Consider the following 14,505-nt stretch of genomic DNA (forward strand, 5'->3'; position numbering starts at 1 on the left):
GCCATTTCGCTGCTCAGGGCGGATCGGACGCGGACAAGACACCTGGCGAGGGGCGGTTCCGCACCCTTCACACCGGTCAGGAACCCACCACACGATGGGTGAACCCACCGTGCGGGAGCGCTCGCGGCCGTTCAGCGCGGCCGTCCAGCGCGGGCGTTCAGCGCGGGCGTTCAGCGCGGGCACCGACTCGATCACCCGGACCCGGACCCGCCCACGGATCGGTCACAAAGAGCCGGATTTCCGCCGGCGTGCGTGGTTCCGCGGCCGGCCCTCCCCAACCTCGACCCGCCGGCCGAAGCGCGTACCCAGGTCCAGTCCCAGTCACCACCCACACATCAGTCACAAGAGCCGGCGGCGTGCAGGTCTCGCGGAGGATGGTGCCGGCCAGCGTGGGATCCGTGGTCAGTCCAGTTCGTGGGTGAGGGCGTCGGTCAGGCCGAGGATTGATACGCCGGCTTCCTGAAGGTGGGAGGCAGCCTGAGTGTAGAGGTGGGTTTCGATGCGATGGCGTTCGCCGGTGGTGCGGTTCTGTTGCCAGCCGCCCGTTTTCAGGGTGGGGATGGTGCGGGCTATCAGGTGGCGCCAGTGCCAGAGGGATCGTCGGTCGGTGGTTGTTGCTTCGAGCAGGGTTTCGTGGAGGCCTGTTTCGGTTCGGTGGCCGACGAGGATCAACAGCGCCATCGGGTTGTCGAGGGTGAACTCGGTGGCGGTGCGGGCTGACAGATCGGGAGGCTCGAGGTGAAGGGACAGGCGGTCGGGGGTCGCGTCGACGTTCTCGTGCCAGGAGCTGGCACAGTAGACGGGCCGGAAGTACTCGGCGGCAACGTCGAAGCGTACGACGTCGCGCCACGCGCGGAGCCAGCCGGCGATGTCCGGGTAGGTGGCGTGCAACGACAGCTTGAACGTCATCGCCGACGTGCCGCCTGCAGTCGGGTCTGCACCCGACGGACACTAGGCGGCCGGAGTCGAGCACGGCAGGTACAACCCGTACAACGCACCCATACAGTTCCGTCACCATCTCGAGACCGTCGACGTCGGTTACGGACTGGGTGTGCCCGCTAGTTTTGGAGACAGAACTAGCGGAGGAGGCGGGTGTGCGCGGTCGGGCTGCGGTGGTGCTGGCGGCGTTGGCGTTGGTGGTGGGGTGTTCGGACGACTCCTCGGCGGGGTCGGGGTCGGAGCCGACGGCCACCAGCTCGGGTACGGCGTCTGCCCTGCCCGCGGCCGCGGTGAAGCTCACGGTCGCGGGGACCGTGGCGACCGGCATCGAGGTTCCGTGGGGACTGGCGTTCCTCCCCGACAAGAGCGCGCTCGTGGCGGAACGGGACTCGGCGACGGTCAAGCGCGTCGCCGACGGACAGGCCACCGAGGTGGGCAAGGTCGACGGGGTCGATCCGTCGTCCGAAGGTGGGCTGCTCGGGCTGGCGGTCGACCCCGGCTACCCGGGCGAGCCGTACATCTACGCGTATTACTCCTCCGGTGACGACAACCGGATCGCGCGGATCACGTACCAGGACGGCAAGCTGTCCGACCAGCAGGTGATCCTCGAAGGGATCCCGGCCGCCGCGATCCACAACGGCGGCCGGTTGCGGTTCGGGCCGGACGGATTCCTGTACGCCGGGACCGGCGACGGCGGCGACCGGCCGAACTCGCAGAACGACGACTCGCTCGGCGGGAAGATCCTGCGGATCACCACCGAGGGCAAGGCCGCGCCGGGCAATCCGGGCGGGCGGCTGTGGATCACCAAGGGACATCGCAACGTACAAGGTCTCGCGTTCGACGGACAGCAGCTGTACTCGGCGGAGTTCGGGCAGAACACCTGGGACGAACTCAACGCAATCACCCCCGGCTCGAACTACGGCTGGCCGGCCGCCGAAGGCATCAGCCGGCTCGACGGGATGACGGATCCGATCGCGCAGTGGAAGACGTCCGACGCATCGCCGTCCGGGATCGCCTTCGCCAAGGGACACGTGTTCATGGCGTCGTTGCGCGGTGAACGGTTGTGGGCGATCCCGGTCGCGGGCGGCAAGCGGGTCGGCGAGCCGCAGGCGTTTTTCACCAACGAGTACGGGCGTTTGCGCACGGTCGAGGCTGCGCCGGACGGATCGCTGTGGCTCACCACGTCCAACACCGACGGCCGCGGCGGCACCCGCGACGGCGACGACCGGATCCTGCGCGTGACCATCACCACGTCCTGAGCGCCCGCGATTCGTCGACCGGTTCGCCAACCGTTTCGGCCTTGAGGTCGTCTGGTACTTGTTGAAGCAGACGACGACCTGAAGGAGGAGATCGCTATGCCGACCGGCCAGGTGTCTGGCGTTCCCAGCGGTGTGATCGCATCGGTGAGCACGTTCGACGATGCTCGGCGAACCGTCGATTATCTGCGCAGCTACGGGATGAACGCGAGCAGCCTGGACATCGTCGGCGCCGGTCTCCGGCAGGTCACCAGACGCAGACTCGTCCCGGTCGCGCGATTGACCGCGTCCGGGGCGCTCCACGGTGCGGTGCTCGGCATGCTCGCCGGGATCTTCGTGACCCTGGTCGCGGAGACGACGCTGAACGCCTTCGCCGTCGTGGTGTGGGGCTTCGTGTACGGCGTGATCGTCGGAACGCTGTGGGGACTCTTTCGGGGTCTGGCGCGAAACCGGCCTGACGTCGTGAGCACCGAAGTACTACCGACGCACTACGAAATCCGCTGCCCCGCCGAGGAACTGCGCGTCGCTCAAACCCTCTTGTCCGGCGCAGCCGCCGTGGACGACGGCCGCCTGGAACGCACCGTCATCGCCGACGCCACCCGCACCGAAAGACGAGCTGCCTGACAAGGCCCTGTCGTAGCAGAACGCCGGGCCCAGGTGGTTGGTGGGCCCGGCGTTCTGGTCAGGGGGTCAGATGCCCAGCTTCTCGTTCAGGAGCTGGCGGACCTTGGCGGCGTCGGCTTGGCCGCGCATGTCCTTCATGACGGCGCCGATCAGGGCGCCGGCCGCGGCCGGCTTGCCGGAGTTGACCTTCTCGACCACGTCAGGGTTGGCCGCGATCGCGCGGTCGATCGCCTCGAGCAGCGCCGAGTCGTCGGAGACGAGGGCGAGCCCGCGCTTCTCGATGATCTCGGCGGGCGTACCCTCGCCGGCGAGCAGGCCCTCGAAGACCTGGCGGGCCAGCTTGTCGTTCAGCGTGCCGTCGTCGACGAGCTTCTGCACCTCGGCGACCTCGGGAGGCCCGACCGGCAGGCTGTCGAGCTCGGCGCCGGCCTCGTTCGCGGCACGGGCCAGCTCACCCAGCCACCACTTCTTCGCGGCCGCCGGCGTAACCCCGAGCTCGACCGTCGCGACGATCGGCTCGAGTGCGTTGCCGTTCACGACATCACGCATCTCGAGGTCGGTGAAGCCCCACTCCTTCTGCAGTCGGGCGCGCCGCAGCGACGGCGCCTCGGGCAGCGTGCCGCGCAGCTCCTCGACCCACTCACGTGACGGCGCGACCGGGACCAGGTCGGGCTCCGGGAAGTAGCGGTAGTCCTCGGCGTCGGACTTCTCCCGGCCGGAGGTGGTGATACCGGTGTCCTCGTGCCAGTGCCGCGTCTCCTGCACGACCTTGCCACCGGACGCGAGCACCGCCGCCTGCCGGGTGATCTCGTAGGTCACCGCGCGCTCGACCGAGCGGAACGAGTTCACGTTCTTGGTCTCGGTCCGCGTGCCGAGCGTCGACGAACCGGACGGCTTCAACGACACGTTCGCGTCGCAGCGCAGCGACCCCTGGTCCATCCGCACATCGGAAACACCCAGTGCGAGCAGCAGATCTCGCAGCATCGAAACGTACGCCCGTGCTACTGCCGCGGCCTTCTCCCCCGGCACCTCGATCGTCCGGGTGACGATCTCGATCAGCGGAATACCGGCCCGGTTGTAGTCGACCAGCGAGTGCGAGGCGCCGTGGATCCGGCCGGTCGCACCGCCCACGTGCGTGGACTTGCCGGTGTCCTCCTCCATGTGCGCGCGCTCGATCTCGATCCGGTACGTCTCGCCGTCGACGACGACCTCGGTCCAGCCGTTGTACGCGATCGGCTCGTCGTACTGCGAGGTCTGGAAGTTCTTCGGCATGTCCGGGTAGAAATAGTTCTTCCGGGCGAACCGGCACCACTCGGCGATCTCGCAGTTCAGCGCGAGGCCGATCTTGATCGCGGACTCGACCGCCTTCGCGTTCACCACCGGCAGCGCGCCGGGCAGACCGAGGCAGACCGGGCAGGTCTGCGTGTTCGGCGGGGCGCCGAACTCGGTCGGGCAGCCGCAGAACATCTTCGACTTGGTGTTCAGCTCGACATGGACCTCGAGGCCCAGCACCGGGTCGTACTGCGCCAGCGCGTCGGAGATCTCCAGGACGTCGGCGGTCATCGGGTCACCTCCAGCTCCGGAGCCTTGGTCATCAGGACGCCGCCCCACTGCTCGGCCAGCGCGGACTCCAGCGCGGCGCCGACCTTGTAGAGCAGGTCGTCGCGCAGCACCGGCGCCATCACGTGGAAGCCGACCGGCAGGCCGTCCTCGTCGGCGAGGCCGCACGGGAACGACGCGGCCGCGTTGCCGGCCAGGTTGGACGGGATCGTGCACAGATCGTTCTTGTACATGGCGATCGGGTCGTCGATCCGGTCGCCGATCGCGAACGCGGTGGTTGGCGTGGCCGGCGACACCAGTACGTCGACCTGCTCGTAGGCCCGCTCGAAGTCGCGGGCGATCAGCGTCCGCACCTTCTGCGCCTGGCCGTAGTAGGCGTCGTAGTACCCGCTGGACAGCGCGTGCGTGCCGAGCATGATGCGGCGCTTCACCTCGGCGCCGAAACCGGCCTCGCGGGTCAGGCTCATCACCTTCTCCGCGCTGTTCACCCCGTCGTCGCCGACGCGCAGGCCGTACCGCATCGCGTCGAACTTGGCCAGGTTGGACGAGGCCTCGCTCGGCAGGATCAGGTAGTACGCCGGCAGTGCGTACTCGAAGTGCGGGCAGGAGACCTCGACGACATCGGCGCCGAGCTTGGTGAGCAGCTCGACCGCCTCGTGGAAGCGGGCCTCGACGCCGGGCTGGTACCCCTCGCCGCCGAGCTCCTTGACGACGCCGATGCGCATCCCGGCGACGTCACCGTTGCGCGCGGCCTCGACGACCGGCGGGACGTCCTGGTTGATCGACGTGGAGTCCATCGGGTCCCAGCCGGCGATGGCTTCGTGCAGCAGCGCCGCGTCGAGCGTCGTCCGGGCACACGGACCGGGCGTGTCCAAGCTGGACGCGAGCGCGATCAGGCCGTACCGCGAGGTGCCGCCGTACGTCGGCTTGACGCCGACCGTCCCGGTGAACGCACCCGGCTGCCGGATCGAGCCGCCGGTGTCGGTGCCGATCGCGAGCGGCGCCTCGTACGCCGCGATGGCCGCGGACGAACCGCCGCCGGAACCGCCCGGGATGCGGTCGAGGTCCCACGGGTTGTGGGTGGTGCCGTACGCCGAGTTCTCGGTGGAGGAGCCCATCGCGAACTCGTCCATGTTGGTCTTGCCGAGGATCACGATGCCGGCCTGCTTCAGCCGCTTCACGACCGTCGAGTCGTACGGCGGCTTCCAGCCCTCGAGGATCTTCGAGCCTGCCGTGGTCGGCACACCCTCCTGGGTGAGCACGTCCTTCAACGCCAGCGGCACGCCGGCCAGCGGGCCGACCTGCTCGCCTGCCGCACGCTTCTCGTCCACAGCGCGCGCTTGCGCGAGCGCGCCCTCGGTGTCGACGTGCAGGAACGCGTGCACGGCGTCGTCGACGGCGGCGATCCGGTCGAGGTGGGCCTGGGTGATCTCCACCGAGCTCGCCTGACCGGACGTCATCAGCTCAGCGAGCTCGGCCGCGGTCTTCCTGGTCAGGTCGCTCATCAGTCCTCCTCCAGGATCCGCGGCACCCGGAAGCGCTGGTCCTCCGCGGCCGGCGCGCCGGAGAGCGCCTGCTCGGGCGTGAGGCACGGGACGTTCTCGTCCGGGCGCATCACGTTGGTCAGCGGCAGGGCATGCGAGGTCGGCGGAATGTCGTCCGCCGCCACCTGGCTGACCTGCCCGACCAAGGTGATGATCTGGTCGAGCTGCGGCGCGAGGTGGTCGAGCTCGTCGTCGGTGAGCTCGATCCGCGCCAGTCGCGCCAGGTGCGCGACCTCTTCGCGGGTAATCGATGGCATGAACTGATCCAATGGTTCGCGGGACTTCGCGGCGTTTTCCGCCACGACTCCGTCATCCTAGTGGGCCGCCGTGACAGCCGCGTTTCGCCGTCCCCAGGGCTGTGGACAACGACCTGCGCAACATCACGGGCAAGAGGTCCGGCGTGGACGTCGACGAGCTGCGGCGAGACGGCCGGGCGTGTCCTTCCCTACCGCTCTGTAACATGGGCGGCGACAAGGCGTTACGCGCATGGTGATCGGCTGGGAGATGATCGTTCGGTGTTCCTGCTGCGCTTGATCATCCCCGATCGGCCCGGTTCGCTCGGCACCGTGGCGACCGCGCTCGGTGAGGTGAACGCCGACATCCATGCGATCGAGATCGTCGAGCACCGGCGGGAGAACGGCACCGCGGTCGACGACATCGTGGTCGACCTGCCCCCGGGCGTGCTGCCCGATCGCCTCGTCTCGGCGTGCAACGGCGTACCGGACGTCGAGGTCATCTGGTTCTCGCGGTACGGCGCGGGCGGCGGACTGCACATGGATCTGGAAGCCGTCGAACAGATGACGTCCGCGCCCGTGGACGCCATCGACATCCTGGTCGAGCAGTCGCCCGCCGTCCTGCACGCGGACTGGGCCGCGCTGCTGGACGGGACCGGCTCGGAAGTGAAGGTCGCGCTCGAGACCAGCGCCACGCCGGAGTTCGGTGACGTGGCCGGCGGCTGGCTGCCGCTGGAGAAGGCGACGACGCTCGAGGCGCCGGACCACAAGGGGCTCGCTGAGTCGGTGCTGGTCGCCGCGCCGCTGGAGTCCGACCGGCGCATCCTGCTGATCGGCCGGCGCGGCGGACCCGAGTTCCTGAACTCCGAGGTCGCCCGGCTGTCCTACCTGGCCTCGCTCGCCGTCACCATCCGCGCCACCGCGTGACCCCCGCCTGACCCCCACCGCCTGACCCCACCGCCCGTCGGCAGCGGGGTCGGCTCAGGTGAACTGGAAGTAGGCGAGGGCCCAGAGGCCGGCCGTCACCAGGAGGACGGCGATCCCGATCAGTGTGACGATCAGGATCGCCTGGCTGTTGCTGCCGCTGCGGTCCGGGAGGTCGAATTGCGTCGGGCCCCAGGGCCCGCCGCCGTCGACCCGCTGAGCCGCCTCGGGCGGTGGCTGGGCCACCGTCCGCGACTCCCGCTTCTCCCGGGGGAACTTCACGCCGTCCTCCGAACCGCTCGTGGTTACAGCATCAAGCGTAGAACGACTCGTCGGTGACGCGAATCCGCTGCGAGCCGTAGTCGCCCGAACCGTTGCCGTCGGTCTCCACCCGCCAGCCGCCGACGTACGCGACATGCGGCTTGCCGTCGTTGTGCGCCTTGATCCAGGCCTTGACGGCCTCGACGTTCGCGCCCTTGACGGCCCCGAACGCGTCGTTGATCACGACCGGCAGCGCCTTCTTGGCGTCCTCGGAGTCACCCGAGACACTGACCTCGAGCTCGTTGATGCCCTGGTCCTTGACGTCGATGATGAACACCCGCTGGTACCCGTACTTGCCGATGTCCTTCTTGCACGACGACGTACAGACGTAGCCCTTCGCCTTCAGTGCCGCCGACAGCTGCGTCTGCGTGGTGTCGAACTTCTGGTCCGGCAGCTCCAGCGACTCCTCGCCGGACTTGTGGCCGGTCAGCCGGACGTCCTGGCCGCCGTTGCTCAGCCGGAGCTCACCCCAGCTGGTGCCGACTGTGTCGGAACGCTGACCGGTCTTCACCGCGTCCTGGACCTTCTTGACCTGGTCGGCGCCGAACGCCTCGTTGCCGACGGACTGCAGCAGCTGGTCGAAGGCGACCTGCGCGTTGTTGAAGTTCTCGCTGTCCTGCGCCTCGAGGCGGACCGCGATGATGTTGCCGTCGGAGGCGAACTGGAACAGCGCCTCGGCGCTCTTCCCGCGGCCTTCGGCCTTGAAGCAGCCACGGTGTGCGCCCTGCCCGCTGTTGAACAGGTCGCTGCAGCCGAAGCCGTTGGCCTGCAGCTTCTCGGTCACCGACTTGGCCTGACCGGTCGCGTTGCCAAGCTCGCCGTTCTGGCCGGGGCCGCCGGACGAGGTCGGGGAACCGGTCGGCTCCGCGGTGCCGGATTCGGTCGGTTCGCTCGTGGTCGTCGGTTGGGTCGTCGGCTCGTCGTCACCACCGAAGGCGCGGACGCCGAGGAAGACCAGCAGACCGATGATCACCACACCGACCACGCCGCCGCCGATCAGCAGCGGAAGCTTCTCCTTGCTGATGCCGCCCGGGCCCTTGGACCCCGGACCGCCCGGCTGCCACTGCTGGCCGGGTCCGCCCTGCTGCTGGTGCCAGCCGCCCTGCTGCGGACGCTGCTGGCCCCACGGCTGCTGCTGGTACGAGCCGCCCTGCTGGGACTGCTGCCCCCAGCCACCGGCCGGCGGCTGCCCGAACTGACCGGGCTGACCCTGACCGGGCTGGCCTTGACCAGGCTGACCCTGGCCGGGCTGTTGTCCCCAGCCGCCCTGCTGCGTGGGCTGGTCCTGGCGCGGCGGCTGGCCCTGCTGCGGCTGCTGCGGGCCCTGGCCCCAGCCTCCGCCCTGGGCCGGAGGCTGCTGGCCCCAACCGCCTTGCTGCGGCGGCTGGTTTCCCTGTCCCCCGTGCCCGCCTGGCTGGCCCCCCGGCTGCCCAGGACCCCACGGTCCCTGCGGCGGCGTCGTCATATCTGCTCCTTCTGACCCAGTGTCGACGTGCAAAGTTAACAGTCGGACGGCTCAGCGTTCGCACCGGATCCATTCAGTTCGCGGTCTGTCGAAATCGTTACGACCCGTGCATCGCGGACGTCGTCGTGACCGTCGAGAGCGTGCCGACTCGACTGCGTTACGACTCGTCAGCCGTGGGCGTCGTGGCGACCGCGGCCGCGGCCTCTGCGCCCTCGTCGAGCAGCACCCGGAACCCGGCGGCGTCCAGAATCGGTACGCCGAGTTGCACGGCCTTGTCGTACTTCGACCCCGGGGAGTCCCCGACCACCACGAACGAGGTCTTCTTCGACACCGAACTCGCGGCCTTCCCGCCGCGGCCGACGATGGCCTCGGTGGCCTCGTCGCGGCTGAACCCCTCGACCGTCCCGGTCACCACGACCGACAGCCCGGACAGCGTCTGCGGCAGCTCCGGACCGGTCCGCTCCTCGCGCATCAGCACGCCCGAGGCCAGCCACTTGTCCACGATCGCCTGGTGCCACGGCACCTGGAACCACTCGATCATCGCCTGCGCGATGGTCGGACCGACACCCTCGATCTCGGCCAACTGCTCCTCACCGGCCGCGCAAATGTCCTCGATGTTGTCGAACACCTCGGTGAGGGCCTGGGCCGCGGTCGGTCCGACGTGCCGGATCGACAGCGCGACCAGCACGCGGGACAGCGGCCGGCGCTTGGCCTCTTCGAGGTTGGCGAGCAGTTTGCGCGCGTTCGCCGACAGTGCCCCGGCCTTCGTGGTGAAGAACGGGCTTTCGGCAAGCTTCTCCTCGGTGAGCGCGAACAGGTCGCCCTCGTCGGCGATCAGCCCGCCGCGGATCAGCGCGTCGGCCGCCTTGAATCCGAGCCCCTCGATGTCGAACGCGGACCGCCCGGCCAGGTAGAACAGCCGCTCACGCAGCTGCCCCTGGCAGTACTGCGAGTTCGGGCAGCGGATGTCGACGTCGGACTCCTTGGCCGGCGCCAGCACCGTGTCGCACCACGGGCAACGCGTCGGCATCTCCCACGGCGGCAATCCCTCCGGCCGCAGGTCGACGACCGGTCCGAGCACCTCGGGAATCACGTCGCCCGCCTTCCGCAGTACGACGGTGTCACCCGGGCGGACGTCCTTGCGGGCGACCTCTTTCGCGTTGTGGAGGGTCGCGTACTCGACGGTGGATCCGGCCACCCGGACCGGCTCCATGTGCGCGAACGGGGTGACTCGGCCGGTGCGGCCGACGTTCACCTCGATCTCGATGAGCTTGGTGTTGACCTCTTCCGGCGGATACTTGTACGCGATCGCCCACCGCGGCGCGCTCGAGGTCGAGCCGAGGGCACGCTGCAAGTCGACCTCGTCGACCTTCACCACGACGCCGTCGATCTCGTGGTCGACGGAGTGCCGGTTCTCGCCGTAGTACGCGATGAACTCGTTGACCTCGTCGAGCGTGTCGACCCGGCGGGCGCGGTCGCTGACCGGCAGGCCCCAGGCCTTGAGCTGCTGGTACGCCTCGGAGAGGCGGCCGACCCGCCACCCCTCGACCTTGCCGAGGCCGTGGACGACGAACCGCAGCGGCCGGCCGGCCGAGACCCGCGGGTCCTTCTGCCGCAGCGACCCGGCCGCGCTGTTGCGCGGGTTGGAGAACACGTCCTTGCCGGCCTCGACGAGCTGGGCATTCAGCTCCTCGAAGTCCTCGACCCGGAAGTACACCTCACCGCGGACCTCGAGGAACGTCGGCAGGTCGTCGCCGCGCAACTGCTCGGGGATGCTCTTGATCGTGCGGACGTTCGGCGTGACGTCCTCACCGGTCCGGCCGTCGCCGCGGGTGGCGCCGCTGACGAGCTTGCCGTTCTCGTACACCAGGTCGAGGGCGAGGCCGTCGACCTTGAGCTCGCAGAGGAAACCGCTGTCCTGGATCTGCTGGGCGGTGACTTCACGCTCCAGCCGCTTCGCCCAGGCCTCCATCTGCTCGGCGGAAAAGGCGTTCGCGAGGCTCTCCATCCGGCTCGGGTGCTGTACCGGGGTGAACAGCGTCGAGACCGGCGCGCCGACCTTCTGCGTGGGCGAGTCCGGCGTCCGGAGTTCCGGGTACTGCTCCTCGATGCCCTGCAGCTCGTGCATCAACGCGTCGAACTCCGCGTCCGAGATGATCGGGCTGGCCAGGTAGTACCTAGCGCGGTGGTCCTCGATCTCCTTGCTCAGGTCCGCATGCCGCGTGCGCACTTCCGCCGGAGGGTTCTCGCTCATAGGCAGAACCTACAACTGCCCACCGACGTTTTGCCGGTACGGCGCCGCCGACGCGTGCGGCACCACCTGCCCAGCGCGGTCAGTCGTCCTGACCGTGGTCAGGCGTCGGCGGCTTCGCCGAGCACGTCGGCGATGTCGCGCAGCAGCTTCAGTCGCGCTCTGGCGTCGGCCGGTGACGGAGCGGTCGCGAGCCCGCAGGCCGGCGTGACGACGATCTGCTTGAGCAGGCCGGGGTCGAGGCCGAGGTCGCGCCACCGGCGGATGAGCGGTTCGGCGGCCTGTTCGGCCTTGGGCAGGTCGCCGGTCGTCGGCAGAACGCCGGTGTAGAGCGTGCTCCCGGCCTCGGCCGCGACTGCGAGCTGCTCCCAGCCGGCCTTGTTCAGCAGCGAGGTGTCGACGGCCACACCGGTGGCGCCGGCCTTGGTGAAGACCTCGATCGGCGGCCGCGCCGCGCAGCAGTGCACCACGGTCGGTCCACCGGCGGTGAACAGACTGAGCAGCTCCACAGCCCCAGGTCCGTCCACAGACCGGTGCTTGCCCCAGCCGGACGCTGTCGGCACCGCTCCGGCCAGTACGGCGGGCAGCGCGGGCTCGTCCACCTGCAGCACGACGTCCGCCCCTGGCACCCGCTTACGTACCTCGGCCAGGTGCTGCTCTACGCCGTACGCCAGCGCCTGTGCCAGGTCACGCCGCGCACCGTAGTCCGCCAGCACCTTGTCCCCGCGTGGACGCTCGACCGTGGCCGCCAGCGTCCACGGTCCGGTGACCTGTACCTTCAGCGGCCCCGCGTAGCCGTCGGCGTACTCCTCCAGCACGTCCAGGTCCTCCTGGAGCAGCGCACGCGCCCGGCGCTGGTCCAGACTGGCCCGGGCGTCTCCCCCACCCGTCAGTCGCCAGCCCGCAGGCTGGAGGTCGGCCGCGAGCTCGGTCAGTACGCCGACGCTCCGGCTCACCATGTCGCCGTACGGCCGGGCAGGCAGCTCGGGCAGGAACGGGATGTCGACCACATCGAGTACGGCGCGCATCCACGCGCGGATGTCGTCGCCTGGAACGGAGCCGAGACCAGTGGTCGTCATACGGCGGCTGTCACCCGCTGGACGGAGTCGATCGTCGCGGAGCCGATCACGCGCGTCCCGTCGTACAGCACGACGGCCTGGCCGGGCGCGACCGCCGAGGTCGGCTCGTCGAACTCGACCTGCACGCGATCGTCCTCCACCCGCGCGGTCACCGCGACCTCCTCACCATGCGCACGCAGCTGCGCCGTGACGTGCAGCTCCGACGTGGGAGCCGGCCCGCACCACCGCGGCTTCGACGCGGTCAGCTGCGACACGGCCAGCTCCGCACGGGAACCGACGGTCACCGTCCGGTCCACCGGGCTGATGTCGAGGACGAAACGCGGCTTGCCGTCCGCGGCCGGCGTACCGATCCGCAAGCCCTTGCGCTGCCCGATCGTGAACGCGTGCGTGCCCTGGTGCTCGCCGAGCTTGTTGCCCTGCGCATCGACGATGTCGCCGGGCGCCTCGCCGAGCTGGGCGTTCAGGAACGCCGGGGTGTTGCCGTCGGCAATGAAGCAGATGTCGTGGCTGTCCGGCTTGGCCGCCACCGACAGCCCGCGCCGCTCGGCCTCGGCGCGCACCTCGGTCTTCACCGTGTCACCGAGCGGGAAGAACGCGTGCGCGAGCTGCTGCTGCGTGAGCACACCGAGCACGTACGACTGGTCCTTGCCGGGGTCAACCGCCCGATGCAGCTCACGACCGTTGGGGGTGTCCACGATCCGCGCGTAGTGCCCGGTCGCGACCGCGTCGAAGCCGAGCGCGAGCGCCCGCTCCAGGACCGCGCTGAACTTCACCTTCTCGTTGCAGCGCAGGCACGGGTTCGGCGTCCGGCCGGCGGCGTACTCGTTGACGAAGTCCTCGACCACGTCGGCGTGGAAACGCTCGGCCAGGTCCCACACGTAGAACGGGATGCCGATCACGTCCGCGGCCCGGCGGGCGTCGCGGGAGTCCTCGATCGTGCAGCACCCGCGGGCGCCACTGCGGTACGACTGCGGGTTGCGGCTGAGCGCCAGGTGCACTCCGGTCACGTCGTGCCCGGCCTCGGCCATCCGCGCGGCCGCGACGGCGGAGTCCACTCCGCCGGACATGGCTGCGAGTACCCGCATCAGGTGTTCCTTCCTACGTTCTGCAGGCCGGCGGACTTCGCGCGATCCACCACCGGCCCGATGGCCTCCAGTACGGCGTCGATGTCGGCGCGCGTACTCGTGTGCCCGAGGGTGAACCGCAGCGAGCCGCGCGCCCGCTGGTCGTCGTACCCCATCGCCAGCAGGACGTGGCTCGGCTCGGCCACCCCGGCGTTGCACGCGGATCCGGTCGAGACCTCGATCCCACGCGCGTCGAGCAGCAGCAACAACGAGTCTCCCTCGCAGTCGCTGAACGACAAGTGTGCATTGTTGGGCAAACGGTCGACCGGGTCGCCCGACAGCAGCGCCCCCTCGATCGTGCCGGTGATACCGGCGACCAGCAGGTCGCGCAGCTCGGTCAGCCGCAACGCTTCGTCCGCCTGGTGCTTCACCGCGTGCTCGGCGGCGACGGCGAACGCGGCAGTCGCCGGTACGTCGAGGGTCCCGGAGCGGACGTCACGCTCCTGGCCGCCGCCGTGCAGGATCGGCGTCAGCTGCGTCTCCTTGTGGACGACGAGCGCACCGACGCCGTACGGACCGCCGAGCTTGTGCGCGGACACCGTCATCGCGTCCACACCCAGCTCGGCGAAGTCGACCGGCACCTGGCCGATCGCCTGAACCGCGTCGGTGTGCACGGGGATGCCGTGCTCGCGTGCGATCGCCGCGACGTCGGCCACCGGCTGCAGCGTGCCGACCTCGTTGTTCGCCATCATCAGCGTGACGAACGACACCGACTCCGGCTCGCGCTCGACCGCCTCGCGGACGTCGTCCGGGCTGACTCGGCCGAGCTCGTCGACGGTCAGCCACTCGATCTCCGCGCCCTCGTGCCGGGCGAGCCAGATCGCCGGGTCGAGGACCGCATGGTGCTCGATACCGCTCAGCAGGATCCGGCGGCGGCGCGGGTCGGCGGCCAGCCGGGACCACCACAGGCCCTTGAGCGCGAGGTTGTCCGCCTCGGTACCGCCGGAGGTGAACACGATTTCGCTCGGCTGGGCTCCGAGTGAGGCCGCGAGGGACTCGCGGGCCTCCTCGACGGTACGGCGCGCGCACCGACCGGAGCCGTGCAGTGACGACGCGTTACCGGTCCGGGTCAGGTGATAGGTCATCGCCTCGATCGCGGACGGCAGCATGGGGGTCGTCGCCGCGTGGTCCAGGTACACCGTGCGGCGGTCGGGAGGAGTCATAACAGCTTCAAGGGTATGTCCG

Annotated in this window: 13 protein-coding genes; 3 read left to right on the top strand and 10 right to left on the bottom strand. The window is 69.7% G+C overall.

The window, feature by feature from the left end:
* Positions 1–402: 402 nt before the first annotated feature.
* Positions 403–909, bottom strand: a complete 507-nt coding sequence (locus AB0B82_RS23930) for a hypothetical protein (protein ID WP_360172492.1) — start codon at positions 907–909, stop codon at positions 403–405.
* 185 nt (positions 910–1,094) lie between these two features.
* Here AB0B82_RS23930 and AB0B82_RS23935 point away from each other — a divergent pair, with 185 nt between their 5' ends.
* Both AB0B82_RS23935 and AB0B82_RS23940 read left to right on the top strand, forming a co-directional pair.
* On the top strand, positions 1,095–2,198 hold the full coding sequence (locus AB0B82_RS23935; RefSeq protein WP_360172495.1) for a PQQ-dependent sugar dehydrogenase: 1,104 nt from the start codon (positions 1,095–1,097) through the stop codon (positions 2,196–2,198).
* Between the two features lie 144 nt (positions 2,199–2,342).
* The gene (locus tag AB0B82_RS23940) at positions 2,343–2,819 is read left to right on the top strand and encodes a hypothetical protein (RefSeq protein WP_360172498.1); all 477 of its coding nucleotides are present in this window, start codon (positions 2,343–2,345) and stop codon (positions 2,817–2,819) included.
* Positions 2,820–2,885: 66 nt separating this feature from the next.
* Here the strand turns inward: AB0B82_RS23940 and gatB are convergent, their stop codons facing one another.
* From gatB to gatC, 3 genes are read right to left on the bottom strand one after another with little or no spacing between them, the layout of a single operon-like run.
* Complete coding sequence (gene gatB / locus AB0B82_RS23945; RefSeq protein ID WP_360172501.1) at positions 2,886–4,382, bottom strand: Asp-tRNA(Asn)/Glu-tRNA(Gln) amidotransferase subunit GatB; 1,497 nt, start codon at positions 4,380–4,382, stop codon at positions 2,886–2,888.
* Positions 4,379–5,884, bottom strand: a complete 1,506-nt coding sequence (gene gatA / locus AB0B82_RS23950) for an Asp-tRNA(Asn)/Glu-tRNA(Gln) amidotransferase subunit GatA (RefSeq protein WP_360172504.1) — start codon at positions 5,882–5,884, stop codon at positions 4,379–4,381. The genes gatB and gatA overlap by 4 nt, the downstream gene beginning before the upstream one ends.
* On the bottom strand, positions 5,884–6,180 hold the full coding sequence (gene gatC, locus AB0B82_RS23955; RefSeq protein WP_355483297.1) for an Asp-tRNA(Asn)/Glu-tRNA(Gln) amidotransferase subunit GatC: 297 nt from the start codon (positions 6,178–6,180) through the stop codon (positions 5,884–5,886). The genes gatA and gatC overlap by 1 nt, the downstream gene beginning before the upstream one ends.
* A gap of 258 nt (positions 6,181–6,438) precedes the next feature.
* On the opposite strand from gatC, the gene AB0B82_RS23960 reads away from it, so the two are divergent.
* Positions 6,439–7,083: an ACT domain-containing protein gene (locus AB0B82_RS23960; RefSeq protein ID WP_360172507.1), complete on the top strand. Its 645-nt coding sequence runs from the start codon at positions 6,439–6,441 to the stop codon at positions 7,081–7,083.
* Between the two features lie 54 nt (positions 7,084–7,137).
* On the opposite strand, the gene AB0B82_RS23965 is transcribed toward AB0B82_RS23960, so the two are convergent.
* The 6 genes from AB0B82_RS23965 to AB0B82_RS23990 all read right to left on the bottom strand — a co-directional run bounded on the left by AB0B82_RS23965 (position 7,138) and on the right by AB0B82_RS23990 (position 14,483).
* Positions 7,138–7,362 carry a hypothetical protein gene (locus AB0B82_RS23965; protein ID WP_360172510.1) on the bottom strand — a complete coding sequence of 75 codons (225 nt, stop codon included), beginning with the start codon at positions 7,360–7,362 and terminating at the stop codon, positions 7,138–7,140.
* Positions 7,363–7,393: 31 nt separating this feature from the next.
* Positions 7,394–8,866 (bottom strand): hypothetical protein, encoded by a 1,473-nt coding sequence (locus AB0B82_RS23970; RefSeq protein ID WP_360172513.1) that lies wholly within the window; start codon positions 8,864–8,866, stop codon positions 7,394–7,396.
* Between the two features lie 157 nt (positions 8,867–9,023).
* Entirely contained in the window at positions 9,024–11,120 is a 2,097-nt protein-coding gene (ligA, locus tag AB0B82_RS23975) for an NAD-dependent DNA ligase LigA (protein WP_360172516.1), read from the bottom strand.
* Between the two features lie 98 nt (positions 11,121–11,218).
* Complete coding sequence (locus AB0B82_RS23980) at positions 11,219–12,196, bottom strand: methionine synthase vitamin-B12 independent (RefSeq protein WP_360172519.1); 978 nt, start codon at positions 12,194–12,196, stop codon at positions 11,219–11,221.
* Positions 12,193–13,281: a tRNA 2-thiouridine(34) synthase MnmA gene (gene mnmA, locus AB0B82_RS23985; RefSeq protein WP_360172522.1), complete on the bottom strand. Its 1,089-nt coding sequence runs from the start codon at positions 13,279–13,281 to the stop codon at positions 12,193–12,195. Before mnmA ends, AB0B82_RS23980 begins: the two co-directional genes overlap by 4 nt.
* Positions 13,281–14,483 carry a cysteine desulfurase family protein gene (locus AB0B82_RS23990; RefSeq protein WP_360172525.1) on the bottom strand — a complete coding sequence of 401 codons (1,203 nt, stop codon included), beginning with the start codon at positions 14,481–14,483 and terminating at the stop codon, positions 13,281–13,283. Before AB0B82_RS23990 ends, mnmA begins: the two co-directional genes overlap by 1 nt.
* Positions 14,484–14,505 lie beyond the last annotated feature (22 nt).

This window comes from Kribbella sp. NPDC048915 (genome assembly GCF_040649595.1).
Lineage (GTDB): Bacteria > Actinomycetota > Actinomycetes > Propionibacteriales > Kribbellaceae > Kribbella.

Bases quoted from the DNA above. Each gene is read 5' to 3' on its own strand.
- AB0B82_RS23930 (WP_360172492.1), bottom strand. From the start codon at position 909: ATGACGTTCAAGCTGTCGTTGCACGCCACCTACCCGGACATCGCCGGC.
- gatB (WP_360172501.1), bottom strand. From the start codon at position 4,382: ATGACCGCCGACGTCCTGGAGATCTCCGACGCGCTGGCGCAGTACGAC.
- gatA (WP_360172504.1), bottom strand. From the start codon at position 5,884: ATGAGCGACCTGACCAGGAAGACCGCGGCCGAGCTCGCTGAGCTGATG.
- gatC (WP_355483297.1), bottom strand. From the start codon at position 6,180: ATGCCATCGATTACCCGCGAAGAGGTCGCGCACCTGGCGCGACTGGCG.
- AB0B82_RS23970 (WP_360172513.1), bottom strand. From the start codon at position 8,866: ATGACGACGCCGCCGCAGGGACCGTGGGGTCCTGGGCAGCCGGGGGGC.
- ligA (WP_360172516.1), bottom strand. From the start codon at position 11,120: ATGAGCGAGAACCCTCCGGCGGAAGTGCGCACGCGGCATGCGGACCTG.
- AB0B82_RS23980 (WP_360172519.1), bottom strand. From the start codon at position 12,196: ATGACGACCACTGGTCTCGGCTCCGTTCCAGGCGACGACATCCGCGCG.
- mnmA (WP_360172522.1), bottom strand. From the start codon at position 13,281: ATGCGGGTACTCGCAGCCATGTCCGGCGGAGTGGACTCCGCCGTCGCG.
- AB0B82_RS23990 (WP_360172525.1), bottom strand. From the start codon at position 14,483: ATGACTCCTCCCGACCGCCGCACGGTGTACCTGGACCACGCGGCGACG.